Origin of the sequence: Listeria welshimeri serovar 6b str. SLCC5334, from assembly GCF_000060285.1 — a bacterium.
GTDB lineage: Bacteria > Bacillota > Bacilli > Lactobacillales > Listeriaceae > Listeria > Listeria welshimeri.
In genome coordinates this window covers 1,501,546-1,520,445 of sequence record NC_008555.1, presented here as the reverse complement: position 1 = coordinate 1,520,445, position 18,900 = coordinate 1,501,546, and the positions used below count along the sequence as shown (strand labels likewise).

18 protein-coding genes are annotated in these 18,900 nt (G+C 36.4%); 14 read left to right on the top strand and 4 right to left on the bottom strand.

The window, feature by feature from the left end; all coding sequences use genetic code 11:
• Both LWE_RS07670 and recD2 read left to right on the top strand, forming a co-directional pair.
• Positions 1-639, top strand: coding sequence for a tetratricopeptide repeat protein (locus tag LWE_RS07670; protein ID WP_077904745.1), 639 nt, complete (start codon positions 1-3; stop codon positions 637-639).
• Between the two features lie 22 nt (positions 640-661).
• On the top strand, positions 662-3,058 hold the full coding sequence (gene recD2 / locus LWE_RS07665) for an SF1B family DNA helicase RecD2 (RefSeq protein WP_011702312.1): 2,397 nt from the start codon (positions 662-664) through the stop codon (positions 3,056-3,058).
• A 29-nt stretch (positions 3,059-3,087) separates the two neighbouring features.
• On the opposite strand, the gene pieS is transcribed toward recD2, so the two are convergent.
• Both pieS and pieR read right to left on the bottom strand, forming a co-directional pair.
• The gene (gene pieS / locus LWE_RS07660; protein WP_011702311.1) at positions 3,088-4,527 is read right to left on the bottom strand and encodes a two component system sensor histidine kinase PieS; all 1,440 of its coding nucleotides are present in this window, start codon (positions 4,525-4,527) and stop codon (positions 3,088-3,090) included.
• A complete protein-coding gene (gene pieR / locus LWE_RS07655) occupies positions 4,524-5,210 on the bottom strand; it encodes a two component system response regulator PieR (RefSeq protein WP_011702310.1) in 687 nt (228 codons plus the stop codon). Before pieR ends, pieS begins: the two co-directional genes overlap by 4 nt.
• A 166-nt stretch (positions 5,211-5,376) precedes the next feature.
• Here pieR and LWE_RS07650 point away from each other — a divergent pair, with 166 nt between their 5' ends.
• From LWE_RS07650 to LWE_RS07625, 6 genes are all read left to right on the top strand, one after another.
• A complete protein-coding gene (locus LWE_RS07650; protein WP_011702309.1) occupies positions 5,377-6,876 on the top strand; it encodes an ABC transporter permease in 1,500 nt (499 codons plus the stop codon).
• A gap of 8 nt (positions 6,877-6,884) precedes the next feature.
• The gene (locus LWE_RS07645; protein ID WP_011702308.1) at positions 6,885-7,580 is read left to right on the top strand and encodes an ABC transporter ATP-binding protein; all 696 of its coding nucleotides are present in this window, start codon (positions 6,885-6,887) and stop codon (positions 7,578-7,580) included.
• 308 nt (positions 7,581-7,888) lie between these two features.
• A complete protein-coding gene (gene alaS, locus LWE_RS07640; protein WP_011702307.1) occupies positions 7,889-10,528 on the top strand; it encodes an alanine--tRNA ligase in 2,640 nt (879 codons plus the stop codon).
• A 91-nt stretch (positions 10,529-10,619) separates the two neighbouring features.
• The gene (gene reoM, locus LWE_RS07635) at positions 10,620-10,892 is read left to right on the top strand and encodes an IreB family regulatory phosphoprotein ReoM (RefSeq protein ID WP_011702306.1); all 273 of its coding nucleotides are present in this window, start codon (positions 10,620-10,622) and stop codon (positions 10,890-10,892) included.
• Positions 10,889-11,305 (top strand): Holliday junction resolvase RuvX, encoded by a 417-nt coding sequence (ruvX, locus tag LWE_RS07630; RefSeq protein WP_041176348.1) that lies wholly within the window; start codon positions 10,889-10,891, stop codon positions 11,303-11,305. The genes reoM and ruvX overlap by 4 nt, the downstream gene beginning before the upstream one ends.
• Before the next feature lie 15 nt (positions 11,306-11,320).
• Positions 11,321-11,623 (top strand): DUF1292 domain-containing protein, encoded by a 303-nt coding sequence (locus tag LWE_RS07625; protein WP_011702304.1) that lies wholly within the window; start codon positions 11,321-11,323, stop codon positions 11,621-11,623.
• A 42-nt stretch (positions 11,624-11,665) separates the two neighbouring features.
• Here the strand turns inward: LWE_RS07625 and LWE_RS07620 are convergent, their stop codons facing one another.
• Complete coding sequence (locus tag LWE_RS07620; protein ID WP_011702303.1) at positions 11,666-12,292, bottom strand: DedA family protein; 627 nt, start codon at positions 12,290-12,292, stop codon at positions 11,666-11,668.
• Positions 12,293-12,494: 202 nt separating this feature from the next.
• On the opposite strand from LWE_RS07620, the gene mltG reads away from it, so the two are divergent.
• The 6 genes from mltG (at position 12,495) to LWE_RS07590 (ending at position 17,034) form a co-directional block, all read left to right on the top strand.
• Complete coding sequence (mltG, locus tag LWE_RS07615) at positions 12,495-13,565, top strand: endolytic transglycosylase MltG (RefSeq protein WP_011702302.1); 1,071 nt, start codon at positions 12,495-12,497, stop codon at positions 13,563-13,565.
• 75 nt (positions 13,566-13,640) lie between these two features.
• Positions 13,641-14,294 (top strand): O-methyltransferase, encoded by a 654-nt coding sequence (locus tag LWE_RS07610; protein ID WP_011702301.1) that lies wholly within the window; start codon positions 13,641-13,643, stop codon positions 14,292-14,294.
• A complete protein-coding gene (gene udk, locus LWE_RS07605) occupies positions 14,291-14,920 on the top strand; it encodes a uridine kinase (RefSeq protein WP_011702300.1) in 630 nt (209 codons plus the stop codon). The genes LWE_RS07610 and udk overlap by 4 nt, the downstream gene beginning before the upstream one ends.
• 190 nt (positions 14,921-15,110) lie before the next feature.
• A complete protein-coding gene (gene greA / locus LWE_RS07600; RefSeq protein WP_011702299.1) occupies positions 15,111-15,593 on the top strand; it encodes a transcription elongation factor GreA in 483 nt (160 codons plus the stop codon).
• Positions 15,594-15,653: 60 nt separating this feature from the next.
• Entirely contained in the window at positions 15,654-16,283 is a 630-nt protein-coding gene (locus tag LWE_RS07595) for a DUF1510 family protein (protein ID WP_011702298.1), read from the top strand.
• Positions 16,284-16,332: 49 nt separating this feature from the next.
• Positions 16,333-17,034 carry a 5'-methylthioadenosine/adenosylhomocysteine nucleosidase gene (locus LWE_RS07590; RefSeq protein ID WP_011702297.1) on the top strand — a complete coding sequence of 234 codons (702 nt, stop codon included), beginning with the start codon at positions 16,333-16,335 and terminating at the stop codon, positions 17,032-17,034.
• 34 nt (positions 17,035-17,068) lie between these two features.
• On the opposite strand, the gene LWE_RS07585 is transcribed toward LWE_RS07590, so the two are convergent.
• Entirely contained in the window at positions 17,069-18,877 is a 1,809-nt protein-coding gene (locus LWE_RS07585) for a M3 family oligoendopeptidase (RefSeq protein ID WP_011702296.1), read from the bottom strand.
• Between the last annotated feature and the right edge of the window lie 23 nt (positions 18,878-18,900).

Below are 18,900 nucleotides of genomic sequence, written 5' to 3'. Positions count from 1 at the left end.
ATGCAAGAAGGAAACTTAGAAGAAGCAGTTAAACTATTTACTGAAGTGATTGAAGAACATCCAAGTGATCCAGTCGGTTATATTAATTTTGGTAATGTTTTGTTATCAATGGATGATTTTGAACGTGCAGAATTATTTTTCAAAAGAGCGTTAGAGCTGGACGATACGGTTCCGGCAGCTTATTATAGTTTAGGAAATTTATATTATGAATTAGAGCGTTATCAAGAAGCGGCAGACAGTTTTCAAAATGCAACAAAACAAGGAATGGAAAATGGTGACTTGTTTTTCATGTTAGGAATGAGTTTTGTTCAAATGGAAGTGCTAACACTTGCGATGCCATACTTGCTTAGAAGTGTAGAGCTAAATCCAGAAGACGCTGAAGCACTATTTCAATATGGGATTGTCCTTGCGCGCAGTGGTTTTTATGAAGATGCGATTAATATGCTTGAGCGTGTGTTGCTTGTTAAATCAGAAGATCCAGATGCACTTTATAACATTGGAGCTGCTTATTTAGCATGGCAAGGCGATATTGTACTTGCGAAAACTTATTTTGAACGCGCACTTGCAGACGGAACAACGCATGAACTTGCTGAGAATGCTTTAAATGCAATTCAAGATTTAGAGAACGAAGCGGAGTAAATTTAGAAAGGAGGAGGCTAAGATGGCAGAACAAGAATCTCTTGCCTTATTTGACGATACACCAGAAGAACTTTTTATGAAAGGCACGATGCTGTCTACCATTTTTTATAATGCCGAAAACCTCTTTTCTGTGGTACGGATTTTAGTTAAAGAAACCAATGCGGACTGGGATGAAAAAGACATTATTGTGACTGGTTTTTTTCCTGCGCTTCATGAACAAGAAGTATATACTTTTTATGGGAAAATGCAGGAACATGCTAAATTTGGTCAACAGTTTAAAGCAGATAGATTTCGAAAAGAAATGCCTCAATCTCGTGCCGGATTAATTAATTATCTTTCTGGTGAACTTTTTAAAGGAATTGGCAAGGTCACAGCAGAAAATATTGTTGACACAATTGGTGATGATGCTATTACAAAAATATTATCAGATCCAAGTTTACTAAATACTGTTCCCAAATTGCCATCAGGTGCTGCGGAAAGTTTGCTTGCTTCCCTTAGAGAAAATCAAGGTCTAGAACATGTCATGGTTGGTTTGAATGAATACGGTTTTGGTCCGCAATTATCAATGAAAATTTTTCAAGTATATAAACAAAATGCTATTGAAGTTTTAGAAAATAATCCGTATAAGCTAATTGAAGATGTAAAAGGGATCGGATTTCAGCGTGCCGATGAGCTTGGACGAAAACTGGGGCTCGGTGGGAATCATCCAGAACGCCTTCGTGCAGGTGTTTTATTTATGCTAGATTCTGTTTGTATGCAACAAGGTCATGTGTATATGGAAAAAGAGGTTTTGCTTGGTGAAGTAACTTATTTGCTTGAAGAAAGTGAAGGCATCAGGATTGACCAAGCTATTTTATTACAACAAGTGGAAAAGCTCGCAGAAGAACAAAAAATCATCACTGAAAATACTCGTGTATACATGCCGTCACTATACTATTCAGAAAGCGGTTTTGCTTATCATGTAAAACGGATGTTAAAGCAAACCGAATATCAAGAACAATTTCCGCAATCTGAGTTTTTATTAGCACTTGGAGAATTGGAAGAACGTATTGGAGTACATTACGGAGATTCTCAGCGTGAAGCGTTAGAACAAGCACTAATGTCGCCAATGTTAGTTTTGACTGGTGGACCTGGTACTGGGAAAACAACTGTTATAAAAGGGATTGTGGAACTCTACGCGGAATTAAATGGCCTAAGCCTTGATCCGCACGCGTATAAAGATGGTGCTACTTTTCCAGTGTTACTTGCTGCGCCAACAGGTCGGGCAGCTAAACGGATGTCTGAATCTACCGGTCTTCCAGCAATGACCATTCACCGTTTACTTGGAATGAATGGACAAGAACAAATGGATGACGATGCCGAAAGATTAATTGATGGTCGGCTTTTAATTGTAGATGAAATGTCAATGGTTGATATTTGGCTTGCGAATCAATTATTCCGAGCCTTACCAGCTCATATGCAAGTAGTACTAGTTGGCGACCAAGACCAGCTTCCATCAGTTGGACCTGGCCAAGTTTTGAAAGATATTCTACATTCAGAGCAAATTCCAACTGTCGCTCTCTCAGATATTTATCGTCAAAAAGATGGTTCATCCATTATTGAAATGGCCCATTATATTAAAGAAGGGATGCTACCAACTGATTTTGCGAAAAATAGTGCAGATCGCTCGTTTTTCCACTGTACAGTAAACCAGATTGGGGATGTAGTTGAACAAGTCGTAAAAAATGCTAAAAATAAAGGTTTCCGCGCAAAAGATATTCAAGTGTTAGCACCGATGTATCGCGGACCAGCAGGAATTGATATTTTAAATAAAAAGTTGCAAGAAATTTTCAATCCTAATGATACCGGCCGCCGCAAAGAAGTACAATTCGGGGAAATTAAGTATCGGGTTCACGACAAGGTACTGCAATTAATTAATCAACCTGAAAAGAACGTTTTTAACGGGGATATTGGTGAAATAGTTTCGATAATCTATGCGAAAGAAAATACTGAAAAACAAGATTTGATTGTGGTTCAATTTGATCAAACGGAGGTTTCTTATTACAGACAAGAATTTAATCAATTAACCCATGCTTATTGTTGTTCGATTCATAAAGCCCAAGGGAGCGAGTTTCCAATTGTGATTATGCCAATTGTGCGCAGTTATTATCGAATGTTACGCCGTGATTTACTTTATACAGGAGTGACAAGAAGTAAACAATTCCTTATCCTGTGCGGAGAAGAAGAAGCTTTTCGAATGGGCGTAGAGCGTGTGGATGAAAACAAACGAAATACAACCCTCTCTGAACGTTTAATGAGCGAAGATGTAATGCTAGAACAAATGACGAATAAACGCATATTAACGACGGAAAATATTACAGAAATTGATCCTATGATTGGAATGGAAGGGATTACCCCAGAACAATTTATGGTAGGATGAAAAACACCCACTCGCAAGTGGGTGTTTTTTTACTGTTCATTATCTTGGAAAAACGGTAAGCGAATAGTAAATGTAGTGCCTTCATTTGGCTTACTTGTAACGCTAATTGTTCCATCATGATACTCAATTAACTGCTTCACAATAGAGAGACCAATTCCTGATTCCCCAAAAGCTGTATTTGTTCGGGACATATCTGCTTTATAAAATCGTTCCCAAATTTGTTCCAATTCTTCTGTATTCATGCCGATTCCCGTATCCGTGATAGTTAATACAGATTCTTTATAGTCTTGCGTACCAGTTAATGTAATTTGACCATTTTCGGTAAACTGCACACTGTTTTTAACAATATTAATAAAAACTTGTGTTAATCGGTCATAATCAGCATAGATATTCATATCCTGATCAATATTTACTGTAATAGTATTGCCTTTTTCGGTTGCTACATAATCTAGTTGTTCTTTGATTAACTCTAAAAATTCTCGACCGTTAAAACGAGTTTTTTGTAGTTTGATTTTATTACTTCTTATTTTTTCATAATCAAGATTTTCATTGACCAATTTTGTTAATCGTTTTGCTTCTGTATCAATGAGTGCAATACAACGATCCGTTTCACTTTTTGGAATAATATCATTTACTAATCCCTCTGTCACACCGCTGATCGTAGTCAGTGGGGTACGCATCTCATGAGAAACATCCGCGATAAACTGACGGCGCCGCTTTTCTTGACGTTCGATTTCTTCTTGAGACTTTTCAAGCGTTTGCGTCATTTTATTAAAATCAATAGCAAGCGCGCCAATCTCATCAAAATTATTTTCTTTTAGACGTGCTTTATAATTACCTTGGATAACGTCTTTGGTCGCAGATCGTAATTTATTGATACGATTAACTTGAAGCTTAGACAGAATGGCACTCAAAATAAGTGCTATCGTAATTGAAAGTAAAATAGTATAGAACATATAACGATTTATGGTTCCTATCACTTGCTCTGTTCCACTAATTGGAGAATTTAAGACGATAGAACCAACAAATTTATCCCCGTTCATGATTGGCACATAGACAATTGTCATTTCACGGTTAAAACGATTATCGATTTTTTTGCTGACCGTTTCGCCGCTTTTTAATTTCTTTTTATCATCTTTAGAAATGGAGAAATCTTTTGGTAAGGGCTGATTCATTTGAGTTGGATAAATCGTTTCATCATCTGCATTTTTGATGGTGTAATGAATTTTTTTCACATCTAAAATACGTTGGTAGGTATTAAGTACTTGGACGGTTGCATCTTGAGGGGAATGCCTGATATCCATTGAAATTGTTTCACCATAACTAGTTAAATCATCTACTTGGCTTTGATAAAAATAATCTTTTAATGAATGGGAGACTAACACCCCAATCATAATACAAGCAATGAGCAAGATGATAAATTGTGTGAAAAAAAGTTGATAAGCATATTTAAATTTCATTCGCTTCATTCCGTTTCATCAAATTTGTAGCCCACACCCCAAACAGTGTGTAAAAACGGCTTCGTATCTGTGGCAATTTTTTGGCGTAAACGTTTAATATGAACATCCACAGTACGCTCATCTCCATAAAATTGATAACCCCAAACTTGCTCCAGTAATTGTTCTCTTGAAAAAACTTGACGTGGATGCTGCATTAAAAAGTAAAGTAAATCAAATTCTTTTGGTGTTAAAGCATCTAAAAGCTTTCCTTGATAAAAAATTTCGCGAGTACGTTTACTGATTTTAAAATAGTTTGTTTCTAAAATATCTTCCTCGTTTTCATTGGAAGAACTATTATTTTTCCGACGAGTGACAGCTTTGATTCGAGCCATTAAAGTAAGTGGGCTAAATGGTTTTGTTACATAATCATCCGCACCCATTTCAAGTCCAAGTACCTGGTCTGATTCTGATTCTTTCGCTGTTAAAATAATGATAGGAACATCGCTGACTTCACGTATTTTCCTGCAAATAGTCATGCCATCCATATTTGGCAACATTAAATCAATAATCGCAATATCAAAATCATCTTTAAAAAATGTTTCAAAGCCAAGTTTGCCATCGTGCACAAACGTTGCATCAATTTCTTCTTTCATAAAGAACATTTCTATCATTTCACAAACACTCACATTATCTTCTATCATCAGTAGTTTCATAATTTGTATTCACTCCTCTTACATTAAAATTAGACTAATTAGACCCAATAATCAAGCCAAATTATTTTTTTCGCGAAAGTTTAAAATATGCATCATAGTTTGTTCATACTTTCTTCATAACTCCCCAGTAATCTTAGTGGAGTAGAAACCGAATGGAGGAAACCACATGAATTTTTTTAAACGAGCATGGCTCAGCATGAAAGCGAGAAAAGGAAGATCTGTTTTACAACTAATTATTTTCACTGTAGTCTGTGTGCTTATTTTATCAGGCTTTACCATTCAATCAGCCGCTGATAAAGCAAGCGAGTTAGCTAGAGAACAACTTGGCGGAACAGTGACACTTACTGTTGACCAAGAAAAACAAATGGCTGCGATGCAAAAAGAAGCTTCAAGTAGTGATGAAACTTCGACAGATACAAAACCAAAATTTCAAAGCAATCCTATTGATGTAAGTGATGCAAATGATTTAGCAGCATTAGAACATGTTAAAAGCTATAATTATTATTCTAGTACACAAGCATTAGCATCTGGTTTTGACCCGATTGAATCCTCGGGAGATACTTCGACAAGTGATGATTCTACTAGCTCTAAAGATACAGAGGGACCAGGTGGAGGTAACGGCGGCCCGCAAATGGTGGATGCTGACTTGAGCATAAATGGTTTACTGGATTCTGAAACAAGCACAGATTTTGAAGCAGGAACAAGCGAATTAACTAGTGGTGTAGCAATTACAGCAGATGATAAAGGCAAGAATGTAGCGATGGTGGAAGAAAATTTAGCCAAACAAAATGATTGGAAAGTTGGCGATTCTTTCACAGTGACTTCCAGTGATGGGAATACTAAAGTAACTTTAAAAATTGTCGGCATTTATAAAACGACTGATTCTGGAAGCGATATGGCGCAAAATTTCTCTTTCCTAAATCCCTATAACAAAGTATACGTTCCTTACACAGTAGCAAATACAATTAAAGGTTCTGACTATAAAAATACGGTAGATTCCGCAGTTTATACAATGGATGATGCAGCAAATATTTCTGCTTTTGAAAAAGAAGCAAAAAAAGTGGATAGCATTGATTGGGATACATTTAAACTAGATGCTAATGATACACTTTATCAACAAATGATTGGTCCAATTGATAGTGTAGCGTCGTTCTCTAAAAATGTAGTGTATATTGTCAGCATTGCGGGAGCTTTAATCTTAGGTTTACTTGTGATGATGCAAGTACGTGACCGTAAATATGAAATGGGTGTTCTTTTAGCCATTGGTGAAAAACGAGGTAAATTAATTGCTCAATTCTTTGTAGAAATTTTAATTGTTGCACTGATTTCCTTTGGATTAGCAGCTGCCAGCAGTCATTACGTAGCGCAACTAGCGGGAAATCAACTTCTGGAGCAACAAAATTCATCGACAACTGAAACAACTAATAATACAGAGAATCGCGGTCCTGGTGGCGGTGGACAAGGTGGTCCAGGCGGTTTTGCAGGAAGTGTTAGTAACCTAACAAAAAATACAGAACAAATCAAAGAGCTAGACATCCAAGTAACATTAGAAGATATGTTGAAAATGGGCGGAATCGGAATTGGAATAGCCTTTATCTCGGTTCTTTTGCCAGCCGCACTGGTTCTTCGTATGAATCCAAAAACAATTCTAACTAAACAGGAGTAGGTGACGATATGACGAAAGTATTGACGTTTGAAAATATTTCTTATTGGTATAAAACAAAAGATGAATCGATTTTGAGTGATATTAACTATGATTTTGAATCGGGTGTATTTTACACTGTAGTCGGCAGCTCTGGCTCTGGAAAAACCACCTTTTTATCACTTGCTGGAGGGCTAGATACGCAAAAAGAAGGCGACATTTATTATAAAGGTAGCTCGCTTAAAAGTATTGGATTGCAACAATTTAGAAACAGATATGTATCTATCGTATTTCAAAGTTATAATTTATTAACTTATATGACAGCTCTTCAAAACGTCACAACTGCAATGGAAATAACACATGTTAATCAACCCGATAAAAAAGCTTTTGCACTAAGCATGTTAGAAAAAGTTGGTATTACAGAGAAAATGGCACGCCAAAAAGTTCTCACCTTAAGTGGTGGTCAACAACAGCGAGTGTCGATTGCACGAGCACTATGTTGTGAAACGGATTTAATTGTAGCGGATGAACCAACTGGAAACTTGGATGAACGCACAAGTAAAGAAGTAGTTACTTTATTCCAAGATTTAGCGCATAAAGAAGGAAAATGTGTCATTATGGTAACGCATGACCCAGAAATTGCAAAAGTATCAGATGTAAAACTAACGCTTAAAAACGGTAGCTTTGTTGAAAAGAAACAATCAACAAGCAGCTTAATAAACAGTTGACATTTAGCCATCCGTTCTTTATAATTTAGTTTATTGTTGAATAAAAAATTGATACATGATAGGAATATGATTTTGGCTTCCACGTGATTAGAGAGTTTTCCCTTGGCTGGAAGGAAGACCACGCTTGTACCAAAGTTGCTCTCCCATTAGATGGTCCGTCTTATCCACGTTAACAGATAATTGAAGAGGTAATGATACAAAGTCTATATCATTGCAAGCAGGGTGGTACCGCGATTTCACCAAAATCGTCCCTGTGAGCAATCATATAGGCTTTTTTTGTTGAAAAAACCAAAAGGAGGAAATAAATAATGAAACAATTATCAAGCGCAGAAGTTAGACAACTATTTTTAGATTTCTTTAAAGAAAAAGGGCATACAATCGAACCTAGTGCGCCACTTGTGCCGAATAACGATCCAACGATTCTTTGGATTAATAGTGGCGTTGCAACAATGAAAAAATACTTTGACGGTTCGGTTATTCCTGATAATCCAAGAATGGCTAATGCTCAAAAATCAATCCGTACAAATGATATTGAAAATGTAGGTAAAACAGCACGCCACCATACTTTTTTTGAAATGCTAGGAAACTTTTCTATTGGTGATTATTTTAAAGAAGGAGCTATCGTTTTTGCTTGGGAATTCCTAACAAGCCCTAAATGGATTGGCTTTGATCCTGATAAATTATACGTAACGGTGTATCCAGAAGATGAAGAAGCGAAAACTATATGGCGGGAAAAAATCGGTTTAAGTGAAGAACATATTGTAGAAATTGAAGATAATTTCTGGGATATCGGTATTGGACCAAGTGGCCCAGATAGCGAAATTTTCTATGACCGCGGACCTACTTTTGGAGATGATACAAGTGATCCAGAACTTTATCCAGGTGGGGAAAACGAACGTTATCTAGAAATTTGGAATTTAGTATTTTCTCAGTTTAACCATAATCCAGATGGAACTTACACGCCACTTCCTAAACAAAATATTGATACTGGGATGGGGCTTGAACGGATGGTTTCTATCATTCAAGATGCACCAACTAACTTTGAAACAGACCTATTTATGCCAATTATTCGAGAAGTAGAACAAATTGCTGGTGTGAAATACGGCCATAATCAAGAAAATGATGTAGCATTTAAAGTAATCGCTGACCATATTCGGACAGTTGCATTTGCGATTGGCGATGGCGCATTACCATCCAACGAAGGACGCGGCTATATTTTACGTCGTTTACTCCGCCGAGCTGTTCGTTACGCAAAAGTCTTAACAATCAACGAACCTTTTATGTATAAATTAGTACCAGTAGTTGGAAAAATCATGAATAGTTTCTACCCAGAAGTAGAAAATCAAACAGACTTTATCCAAAAAGTGATTCGCACAGAAGAAGAACGTTTTCACGAAACATTAAACGAAGGTCTAGCAATTTTGGAAACAATCCTAAAAACTGCCAAAGAAACAAACGAACAAGTAATCAAAGGCGCAGATATCTTCAAATTATATGATACATTTGGCTTCCCAGTAGAATTAACGGAAGAATACGCAGAAGATCATGGCTTAAAAGTCGATCATGCTGGATTTGAAGCGGAAATGAAAGAACAACGTGACCGCGCTCGTTCTGCAAGAGCTGACGTGAAATCTATGCAAGTCCAAGGTGAACTTCTTGCAAACCTGACAGCTAAAAGCGAGTTTGTTGGTTATAATGCAACTGAACATGTTTCGGAAATCTTATATATCATTCAAGATGACGCACTTGTAGATGAAGTAGCGTCTGGAAAAACAGCACAAGTTATTTTCAAAGAAACCCCTTTTTATGCAGAAAGCGGTGGTCAAGTTGCTGACAAAGGAACGATTGAAAGTGAAACTGGCCTTGCCTATGTAGAAGATGTTCAAAAAGCACCAAATAAACAAAATTTACATCGTATTTCCGTTAAAGAAGGCGTATTAAAAACAGGCGATACAGTGAAACTTGCTGTGGACAAAGTAAAACGTCGTGAAACAATTAAAAACCATACTGCAACCCATCTTTTACATCGCGCATTGAAAGATACACTAGGCGAGCACGTTAACCAAGCGGGTTCACTAGTTTCTCCTGATCGTTTGCGTTTTGACTTCTCTCATTTTGGTCAAATTACAGAAGAAGAACTAACAAAAATGGAAGAAATCGTCAATGAAAAGATCTGGGAACAAATCAATGTTGTGATTGAAGAAATGCCTATTGCAGAAGCGAAAGAACTTGGCGCGATGGCATTGTTTGGCGAAAAATATGGCGATGTCGTTCGTGTAGTTCAAGTAGGAAAATATAGTATTGAGCTTTGTGGTGGGGTCCATGTGCGCAATACCGCTGATATTGGCTTATTTAAAATTGTATCCGAAACCGGTATTGGAGCTGGCACTAGACGTATCGAAGCAGTTACGGGGAAAGAAGCCTATCGCTTTGTAACCGAACAAGAAAATACGCTAAAACATACGGCTAACCTTTTAAAAGCGACCACAAAAGAAGCGCCGCAAAAAGTAGAACAACTACAAGCGGATTTACGTGAAGTGAAACGTGAAAATGAATCATTATTAAGCAAATTAGCAAGTGCTGCAAGTGCTGATATTTTTGAATCACCAGAAGAAATCGGTGGCGTCAAAGTAATCGCTAAACAAGTAAATGCAAAAGATATGAACCAATTGCGTCAGTTCGTGGATAATTGGAAAGATAAAAAAATTGGTGGAATCCTTGTTTTAGGAGCAGTACAAGGAGAAAAAGTGAACTTGATTTCTGCTGTTTCAGAAGATGCTATTAAAGCCGGCTATCATGCAGGTAAATTACTAAAAGAAGTAGCAACAAAATGTGGCGGTAACGGTGGTGGACGTCCTGATATGGCTCAAGCAGGTGGTAAAAATCCAGCAGAACTAGCAACTGCCCTTGATTATGTTTCCACATGTGTGAAAGAACAACAAGCATAAATTTCATCAAAGTACCTCATTTTTCTTTGTTATTTCTCTTCACATAGTGTAAAATGAATGGAGATACATGAAGGAATGAGGTGCTTCGATTATGGATTCAAAAGATCAAACAATGTTTTACAACTTCGGTGATGATTCTATTGAAGAAGATGTAAAAAAATTAATGAAACAAGTCTACGTTGCTCTTGAAGAAAAAGGCTATAATCCCGTTAATCAAATCGTTGGCTATTTGCTTTCAGGCGATCCTGCTTATATTCCTCGTCATAAGGATGCCAGAAGTCTGATACGTCGTTTAGAACGAGATGAAATTATCGAGGAACTTGTCAAAGCGTATCTGAAAAATAACGAAATTGGTGAGAAATGAGAATTATGGGTTTAGATGTCGGCTCGAAAACAGTCGGCGTAGCGATAAGCGATCCACTTGGCTGGACCGCGCAAGGTGTTGAAACCATTCAGATTGACGAGAAAAGAAAACAATTTGGCTACGACAGAGTAAAAGAGCTTGTGCTCGAATATGAAGTTGAAAAAGTCGTTGTTGGGCTTCCTAAGAATATGAATAATACTATAGGACCTCGCGCTGAAAGTTCGAAAATCTATGCTGAAGTACTTGAGGCAAGAATTGGTTTGCCTGTTGTACTTTGGGACGAACGGTTAACCACATCTGCTGCGGAAAGAACTTTGATTGAAGCAGACGTTTCGCGTAAAAAGCGAAAAGAAGTGATTGATAAGTTAGCTGCAGTAATGATTTTACAGTCCTATTTGGACACTACTAATTAATTTGAGGTGAATTTAATGGCAGAAGAACATAACCATAACCATGAAGAAGAAAATATTATTTGGATTACAAACGAGGAAGGAAAAGAAGAAGCTTTCGAAATTCTTTTTGACTTTGACTCCGAAGATTTTGACAAATCTTACGTGTTATATTTCCCAGCAGGTAAGAGTGAAGATGAAGAAATCGAAATTCTTGCTTCTAGCTACATTCAAGACGAAGAAGGTAAACAAGGCCAACTTAAACCTGTTGAAACAGATGAAGAGTGGGATATGATTGAAGAAATTCTTGCAACATTCCTAGCTGATGAAGACGAAGAATAAAACAAAAAGCATGTCTTGACGAATATGGTCAAGACGTGCTTTTTATTTTGCGTTTCTAGCCCTTTTATTTAATACTTTATAAGCAAGATATATGACGATTGCAATAACCAGAGCTAACATTAAGTAGCTAATTGGTCGCGTATATTTTTCGACAACACTCCAATTGGAACCTAATGAATAACCGAGCCACGTAAGAAAAATGTTCCACGGGATACAGCCTAAGATTGTATATATAACAAATTTCCAAACATTCATTTTAGCAATACCAGCCGGTAATGAAATAAATGTTCTAATAACTGGTAATACGCGCCCGAAGAAAACAGCTCTTGCTCCGTAGCGTCCAAACCAAAGTTCAGCTTTATCTAGATGTTTGACATTTAAGAATATATACTTACCAAATTTTAACACTAAAGCTCTTCCACCGAATTTACCAATGTAGTAGGCGATGAGTGAACCAACTAAATTCCCAGCAATACCAGCAAATACAACCAACCAAAAATTTAACTGCCCAGCCTCAGCCATAAATCCGCCAAATAGCATAATGACCTCACTTGGAAGAGGTATGCAAACACTTTCGATGAGCATTCCAAGAAAAATTCCCCAGTGGCCAAGAGCATCTACTAACCACATCGTGAAATCTTGCAAACTTTGTATTAACGTATGTAACATTCAAAAGACTCCTTCAATCTATATTTAAATGGCAGAAAAAAGTCCTTGACTGATTCTGTCTTGTTCGTTAAATCACGCTACTTATTATACCGAAAAAACATAAAAACGTCACTTTTTAAGAAAAATTTTTGTATTGAATAGCATTTTTTTTAGATAATCGGTATAATAGATAAGAATTGTTTTCTATGAAATGAGGTCTAGAATGAAGAATACAAAAGGCAAGAAAATTACAATTATTATTTCTATTATTATTTTGATTTTAATAATCGCTACTTTTTCAGGTTATTATTATGTAAAATCCCAGCTAGAACCGAAAAATGAAGAAAGTAAAGAGAAAATCACTGTAGAAATACCAGCGGGTTCAAGTATTTCAGATATTGCTACTATTTTAGAAGATAAAAAAGTGATTAATAATGCTTCCATTTTCTCTTTTTATGTTAAATACAATAACGATACGAATTTAAAAGCAGGAAATTATGAATTAAGTCCAGCTATGAACACGGATCAAATCGTTACAAAAATGCAAGAAGGTAAGACCCTAGCTCCAGCGAAACTAATTGTCCCAGAAGGATATACACTAGATCAAATCGCTGACAGAATTGTGCAATACCAACCAAAATTAAAAAAAGCAGATGTTTTAAAAACAATGGATGACCCAGATTTTGTAGCTTCTATGATTAAAGCGTATCCTGAAACGGTAACAAACGATGTTCTAAATAAATCTATAAAACATCCATTAGAAGGCTATTTATACCCAGCTACCTATACATTTAAAGGATCAGATGTATCTGCTGAGACGATTATCACTGAAATGGTAAAAGCCACGGATATTAATATTGCCAAATACCGCGAGGAACTAACCAAACAAAAAATGTCTGTCCATAAATTCCTTACAATGTCTTCTATTATTGAAAAAGAAGCGACAGCCAATGTGGATCGTAAAATGATTGCTAGTGTTTTTTATAATCGTTTAGCAAAAGATATGCGTCTCCAAACAGACCCGACAGTACTTTATGCGCTTGGAGAGCATAAGAGCAAGACAACTTATAAAGATTTAGAAGTAGATTCGCCTTATAACACTTACAGAAACAAAGGTCTGCCACCTGGTCCAATTTCAAACAGTGGAGAAACATCTATGGAAGCAGCACTCTATCCAGAAAAAAGTGATTACTTATACTTCCTAGCTAATACAAAAACAGGTAAAGTTTATTTCTCTAAAACTTTAGAAGAACACAATAAATTAAAAGAGGAACATATTACAAAAAATAATTAAAACAACCACTTGTCAGAAGCATGTTAATCATGTTTTTGGCAGGTGCTTTGTTTGTTAAGATAAGGAGAACTTACAGTGAATGATATTATTCATGACTATTTATTGAAGAATATACCTAAGAGCGAGCCTTTTTTTGAAGCGTTAGAGATATATGCGAAAAAGCACGAAGTTCCTATTATGGAACCAGATTCTTTACACTGTTTACTACAGATACTAGATATTCAAAAACCTAAACGTATTTTAGAACTTGGTACGGCTATTGGCTACTCTGCTCTAAAAATGGCGGACAAACTGCCTAATACACAGATTATCACAATAGAACGTGATGAAGAACGTTATCAACAATCAATACATAATATAGCACGTTACGGAGCTACTGACAGAATAAAAGTTATATTGACCGATGCACTGGAAGGCTCAGAAGAAATTTTAGCGTATGGGCCATTTGATGCAATCTTTATTGATGCAGCAAAAGCTCAATATGAAAAGTTTTTCCATATTTATACAGATTCTCTTGCTCCAGATGGTGTTATTTATAGTGATAATGTGCTTTTCAAAGGACTGGCTCTTGATATGTCACCAGAAAAACAACGCAAACTTCGAGTTGCCCGGAAAATGCGCCATTTTAATGATTTTTTAGTAACACATCCTGATTTTGATACTACAACTATTCCACTTGGAGATGGTTTATCTATTTCAAAAAGAAAGAAAACTGGAGGCAAATCATGACAAAAAAACCTATTGTAGTTGGAGTGACAGGCGGTTCAGGTTCGGGAAAAACAAGTGTAACAAAAGCAATTTGTGATCATTTTAGTGGTCATTCTATTTTAATGATTGCGCAAGATGTTTATTATCATGATCAAACAGATATTAGTTTTGAAGACCGCTTAAAAGTTAATTATGATCATCCATTAGCTTTTGATACAGATTTACTTATTTCTCACATAGCAGCACTCCGTCGTTATGAGACTATTGAAAAGCCTATTTATGACTACGAGAAATATACACGCAAACAAGAAGTAGAAATCCAAGAACCTCGGGAAGTAATTATTTTAGAAGGGATTTTAATTTTAGAAGATAAACGATTGCGTGACTTGATGGATATCAAAGTATATGTTGACACAGATGACGATATTCGTTTTATACGCAGATTATTACGTGATATGAAGGAACGCGGCAGAACGATGGATTCAGTTATTGATCAATATCTATCTGTAGTAAAACCAATGCACAATGAGTTTATTGAACCCACAAAAAAATTCGCAGATATTATTATTCCAGAAGGCGGAGAAAATCATGTTGCCATAGATTTAATGACAACAAAAATTGAATCAATTTTACAAAAACATGTTTAAACAACAGGTAAGGCTTGTCAAACAGAAAAATATAAGGTAAAATTTCCTAATGAAAAGAGAGACAATTGCTTGCTATTTCTAGCGTGACATGTTAATCTTTCTGACGAGTAGTAATATTTTTTTGAGGGTGCGGAGCGATATCTCCGTGCTTTTCTATACAATAATGAACAAACAAAAGGAGCGAAATCGATTGGCGACAGAAAAAGTATTTCCAATGACCCTTGAAGGGAAAGCAAAATTAGAAAATGAATTACAAGAACTGAAAACAGTAAAACGAAAAGAAGTAGTAGAACGGATTAAAATTGCCCGTAGTTTTGGCGATTTATCTGAGAACTCCGAGTATGATTCCGCAAAAGACGAGCAAGCTTTTGTTGAAGGTCGTATCACTACGATTGAAAATATGATTCGTAATGCTCAAATCATTGATGCCGCCGAAGCACATAATGGTTTAGTAACACTTGGTAACACAGTTACTTTTATCGAATTACCAGATGGAGAAGAAGAAACTTACACTATTGTAGGTAGTGCAGAAGCTGATCCATTTGAAGGGAAAATTTCTAATGATTCTCCAATTGCCAAAGGTTTACTTGGCCACAAAGAAGGGGAAGAAGTAACTATCCAAACACCTGCTGGCGACATGAACGTTAAGATTGAAAAAATTACTGCATCTTAACTAACTTATGTGCTAGTTGTGTTTTTTTACAGCGGTTACTTATAAGGTGGTGAATGCAAAATGGCAGATAATCGACAATCAAATAACCGTCGCATTAAACAAAACATGGTCGAAGGATCTCGCTCTCAACAAAATACAAAACGAAAGAAAACCAATTTGGTCTTAAATATCTTAATTATCGTGGTAAGCTTACTCATCATTGGTAGTTTGTATTTTGTTTTGTTTAAAACAGAGAGCGATCCGGCGCAGCAAGAAAACAAGACGGCATCTTCCACTCAGAAAAAAGAAGATGCCGCTAAATCTAAAAAATCATCTGAAAAAGAAACATCATCAAATGATAAAACGACGGAAACTACCCAAAGTGATGATCCGAATGTGGCTAAAGTCATTACAAAAGACTGGAAACCAATCGGTACTGAACAAACAGGTGACCATGTGAATTCATACAGTTCAACGAGTACAGACTGGCAAGAAAAGCGTAAAGCATTTTCAAAAGCAACAGATATTCCTATTGAAAATACTTCACTATGGTTTGTTGAGCAAGGTGCTGACCCTGCCACACAAGCAATTGGAACACTATCCACAAAAGAAAGCCCTGATAAAGCATACCGTGTTTATATCACTTGGGTAGACGGAGAAGGATGGCAACCAACTAAAGTAGAAGAACTAAAAACAAACGACAAAAGATAAAAGCGCAGAAGTTAGCTGTTAACGACTGTGCTTTTTTGGAGGTTACATAATGACAATTGGCATTATCGGAGCAATGGAAGAAGAAGTAGAATTATTAAAAAACACTATGCCTCATGTAGAAGAAGTAGTTATTGGTGGGGCAAAATTCTATGTTGGAGAAATAGCAGGGAAAGAAGTTGTATTATTAGAGTCAGGAATTGGCAAAGTAAATGCTGCTATTGGAACAACACTTCTAGCTGATCGATTTAAACCAGAAATAATAATTAATACTGGATCAGCTGGAGGAATGGCAGAAGGCTTAGCTGTTGGAGATGTTATTATTTCTGATCGTTTAGCGTACGGGGATGTGGATGTAACAGAATTTGGTTATACTTATGGACAAGTTCCAAGGATGCCAGCCTTTTATCAAGGAGATGCTGTTCTTTTAAAGAAAGCAGAAACTATCTATCGTGATTATTTTTCTCAAAGTGAAAATAAAGCAGTATACGGTTTAGTCATTACCAATGATTCATTTATTATGCGCCCGGATCAACATGAACTTATTCGTACATTTTTCCCGGATGTTAAAGCGGTGGAAATGGAAGCTGCTGCAATTGCGCAAGTTGCTTACCAATTTGATATTCCGTTCTTAATTATTCGTGCGATTTCTGACTTGGCTAACCAAGAGGCGACCATTTCATTTGATGAATTTATCCATTTAGCAGCGAAACAATCTGCTACTTGTATTATCGAATTACTAAAAACAATCTAAAAAATGCCTGGAGTTTTAAGCTCCAGGCATTTTCTTATTTTACATATTCTTCTGTTAAAGCAAGGAAATCTTCTACATCTTTAGCAGCAAGAGCCACAGCTTCTTCCCAGAAATTCGCTTTTCGCAAGTCTACTCCGAGATGCTTTTCAGCAAGTTGTTCTGTTGTCATGGAACCAGTGTCTTGTAGTAATGCAATATATTTATCTTCATAACTAGCACCTTCAGACTGCGCTTTATGATAAATTCCAAGCGAGAATAAGTAACCAAAAGTATATGGGAAATTATAAAACGGTACATCAGCAATATAAAAGTGTAACTTAGAAGCCCAAAATTGTGGGTGATATTCATCTAATGAATCCAAGTAAGCTTCACGTTGCGCTTCTTCCATCAAAGAATTAAGTCTATCTACAGAAAGGACACCTTGTTTACGCGCTTCATAGAAGTTGCATTCGAAAATAAATCTAGCGTGGATATTCATGAAAAAGGCAATACTACGGCCAATTTTATCTTCTAGTAAAGTGATTTTCTCTTCTTTTGTTTTCGCATCTTTCACAGATGCATCTGCAATAATCATCTCCGCAAAAGTAGAGGCAGTTTCTGCAACATTCATGGCATAATCAGTGTTTTCAAAAGGCTCATCGCGAATCACATGAGAGTGAAAGGCATGTCCTAGTTCATGTGCAAGTGTTGCGACTGTTCCAGGAGCCCCATCATAAGTCATGAAGATACGACTTTCTTTCTCAACAGGGAAGTCTGTACAAAAACCACCCGGACGTTTGTTATCACGATCTTCTGCCTCTATCCAACCTTTTTCAAAAGCAGATTGTGCAAAGTTTGCCATTTTTGGACTAAATTTATTGAATTGCTCTATAATAAATTCTGCGCCTTCTTGATACGTATATTTTTTTGGTTCACTTGAGAATACAAGAGGGGCTTCCACATCATAAAAACTTAATTTTTCTAGACCTAGTAATTTCGCTTTTCTATCCAAAAATCGGACAAAAGTTGGCTTATTCGTTTGAATAACATTCCACATAGATTTTAACGTTTGTTCATCTAAACGATTAATTGCAAGAGGTTCATCTAGTATATTATCCCATTTACGAATATCATATGTAGCGAGGCGAAAACCAGATAAATGATTTAAAGTATCGCTAAACAAACGAGATTCTTCTTGCCAAACACGTGTATATTCTTTGAAAACTACTTGACGAACAGCGCGGTCAGGATGATTAAGAAGATTCAGTGCTTGTCCAGCAGATACCTCTTTTTCTTCCCCATCAATTGTAACGTGCATGCGAAGTTTCGAAACGATCGTATCATAGTGATCAGACCAACCGCGATAACCATCTACAGCTAAAGAATTAATAGCTGCTTCTTGTTCTTTACTTCCTTTTTTACGACGATTTGTGCGTGCTTCACTCAAAATAAAGCTGATTTGTGATAAACCATTTTCTTGCATTAATTCATTCCAAACACGGTCAGAAACTTGTGCGAATTTATCATGCCATTCGTCCTCAGCAGTTGCAAGAGTTGCAACATATTGGTAAATTAACGCAGAAAGTTCATTTGCGCGAGTATCATTAATATCAGCTGAAGCTAGGCATTCTAAAAAAGAACTTGCTGTCAGTAAAATTTTAGAAATATCTGCATTTTGATTAACTAGAAGTAAAAATTCTACAGAAGCTTCTACATTTTCAGGCACTTCCCATTCTGCTACATTTACGACAAAGCTATCTAAATCAGCTTTTACCTCTTTTAGAGTTTGTTGTAATTCTTCAGAACCACTACCGCCAGCATATATATTTTCTAAATCCCATGTTAATGCATAATCTTTTGACATTTGTTTGCCTCCTTAAGAAATAA

Bases quoted from the DNA above. Each gene is read 5' to 3' on its own strand.
- LWE_RS07670 (WP_077904745.1), top strand. From the start codon at position 1: ATGCAAGAAGGAAACTTAGAAGAAGCAGTTAAACTATTTACTGAAGTG.
- recD2 (WP_011702312.1), top strand. From the start codon at position 662: ATGGCAGAACAAGAATCTCTTGCCTTATTTGACGATACACCAGAAGAA.
- pieS (WP_011702311.1), bottom strand. From the start codon at position 4,527: ATGAAGCGAATGAAATTTAAATATGCTTATCAACTTTTTTTCACACAA.
- pieR (WP_011702310.1), bottom strand. From the start codon at position 5,210: ATGAAACTACTGATGATAGAAGATAATGTGAGTGTTTGTGAAATGATA.
- LWE_RS07650 (WP_011702309.1), top strand. From the start codon at position 5,377: ATGAATTTTTTTAAACGAGCATGGCTCAGCATGAAAGCGAGAAAAGGA.
- LWE_RS07645 (WP_011702308.1), top strand. From the start codon at position 6,885: ATGACGAAAGTATTGACGTTTGAAAATATTTCTTATTGGTATAAAACA.
- alaS (WP_011702307.1), top strand. From the start codon at position 7,889: ATGAAACAATTATCAAGCGCAGAAGTTAGACAACTATTTTTAGATTTC.
- reoM (WP_011702306.1), top strand. From the start codon at position 10,620: ATGGATTCAAAAGATCAAACAATGTTTTACAACTTCGGTGATGATTCT.
- ruvX (WP_041176348.1), top strand. From the start codon at position 10,889: ATGAGAATTATGGGTTTAGATGTCGGCTCGAAAACAGTCGGCGTAGCG.
- LWE_RS07625 (WP_011702304.1), top strand. From the start codon at position 11,321: ATGGCAGAAGAACATAACCATAACCATGAAGAAGAAAATATTATTTGG.
- LWE_RS07620 (WP_011702303.1), bottom strand. From the start codon at position 12,292: ATGTTACATACGTTAATACAAAGTTTGCAAGATTTCACGATGTGGTTA.
- mltG (WP_011702302.1), top strand. From the start codon at position 12,495: ATGAAGAATACAAAAGGCAAGAAAATTACAATTATTATTTCTATTATT.
- udk (WP_011702300.1), top strand. From the start codon at position 14,291: ATGACAAAAAAACCTATTGTAGTTGGAGTGACAGGCGGTTCAGGTTCG.
- LWE_RS07595 (WP_011702298.1), top strand. From the start codon at position 15,654: ATGGCAGATAATCGACAATCAAATAACCGTCGCATTAAACAAAACATG.
- LWE_RS07590 (WP_011702297.1), top strand. From the start codon at position 16,333: ATGACAATTGGCATTATCGGAGCAATGGAAGAAGAAGTAGAATTATTA.
- LWE_RS07585 (WP_011702296.1), bottom strand. From the start codon at position 18,877: ATGTCAAAAGATTATGCATTAACATGGGATTTAGAAAATATATATGCT.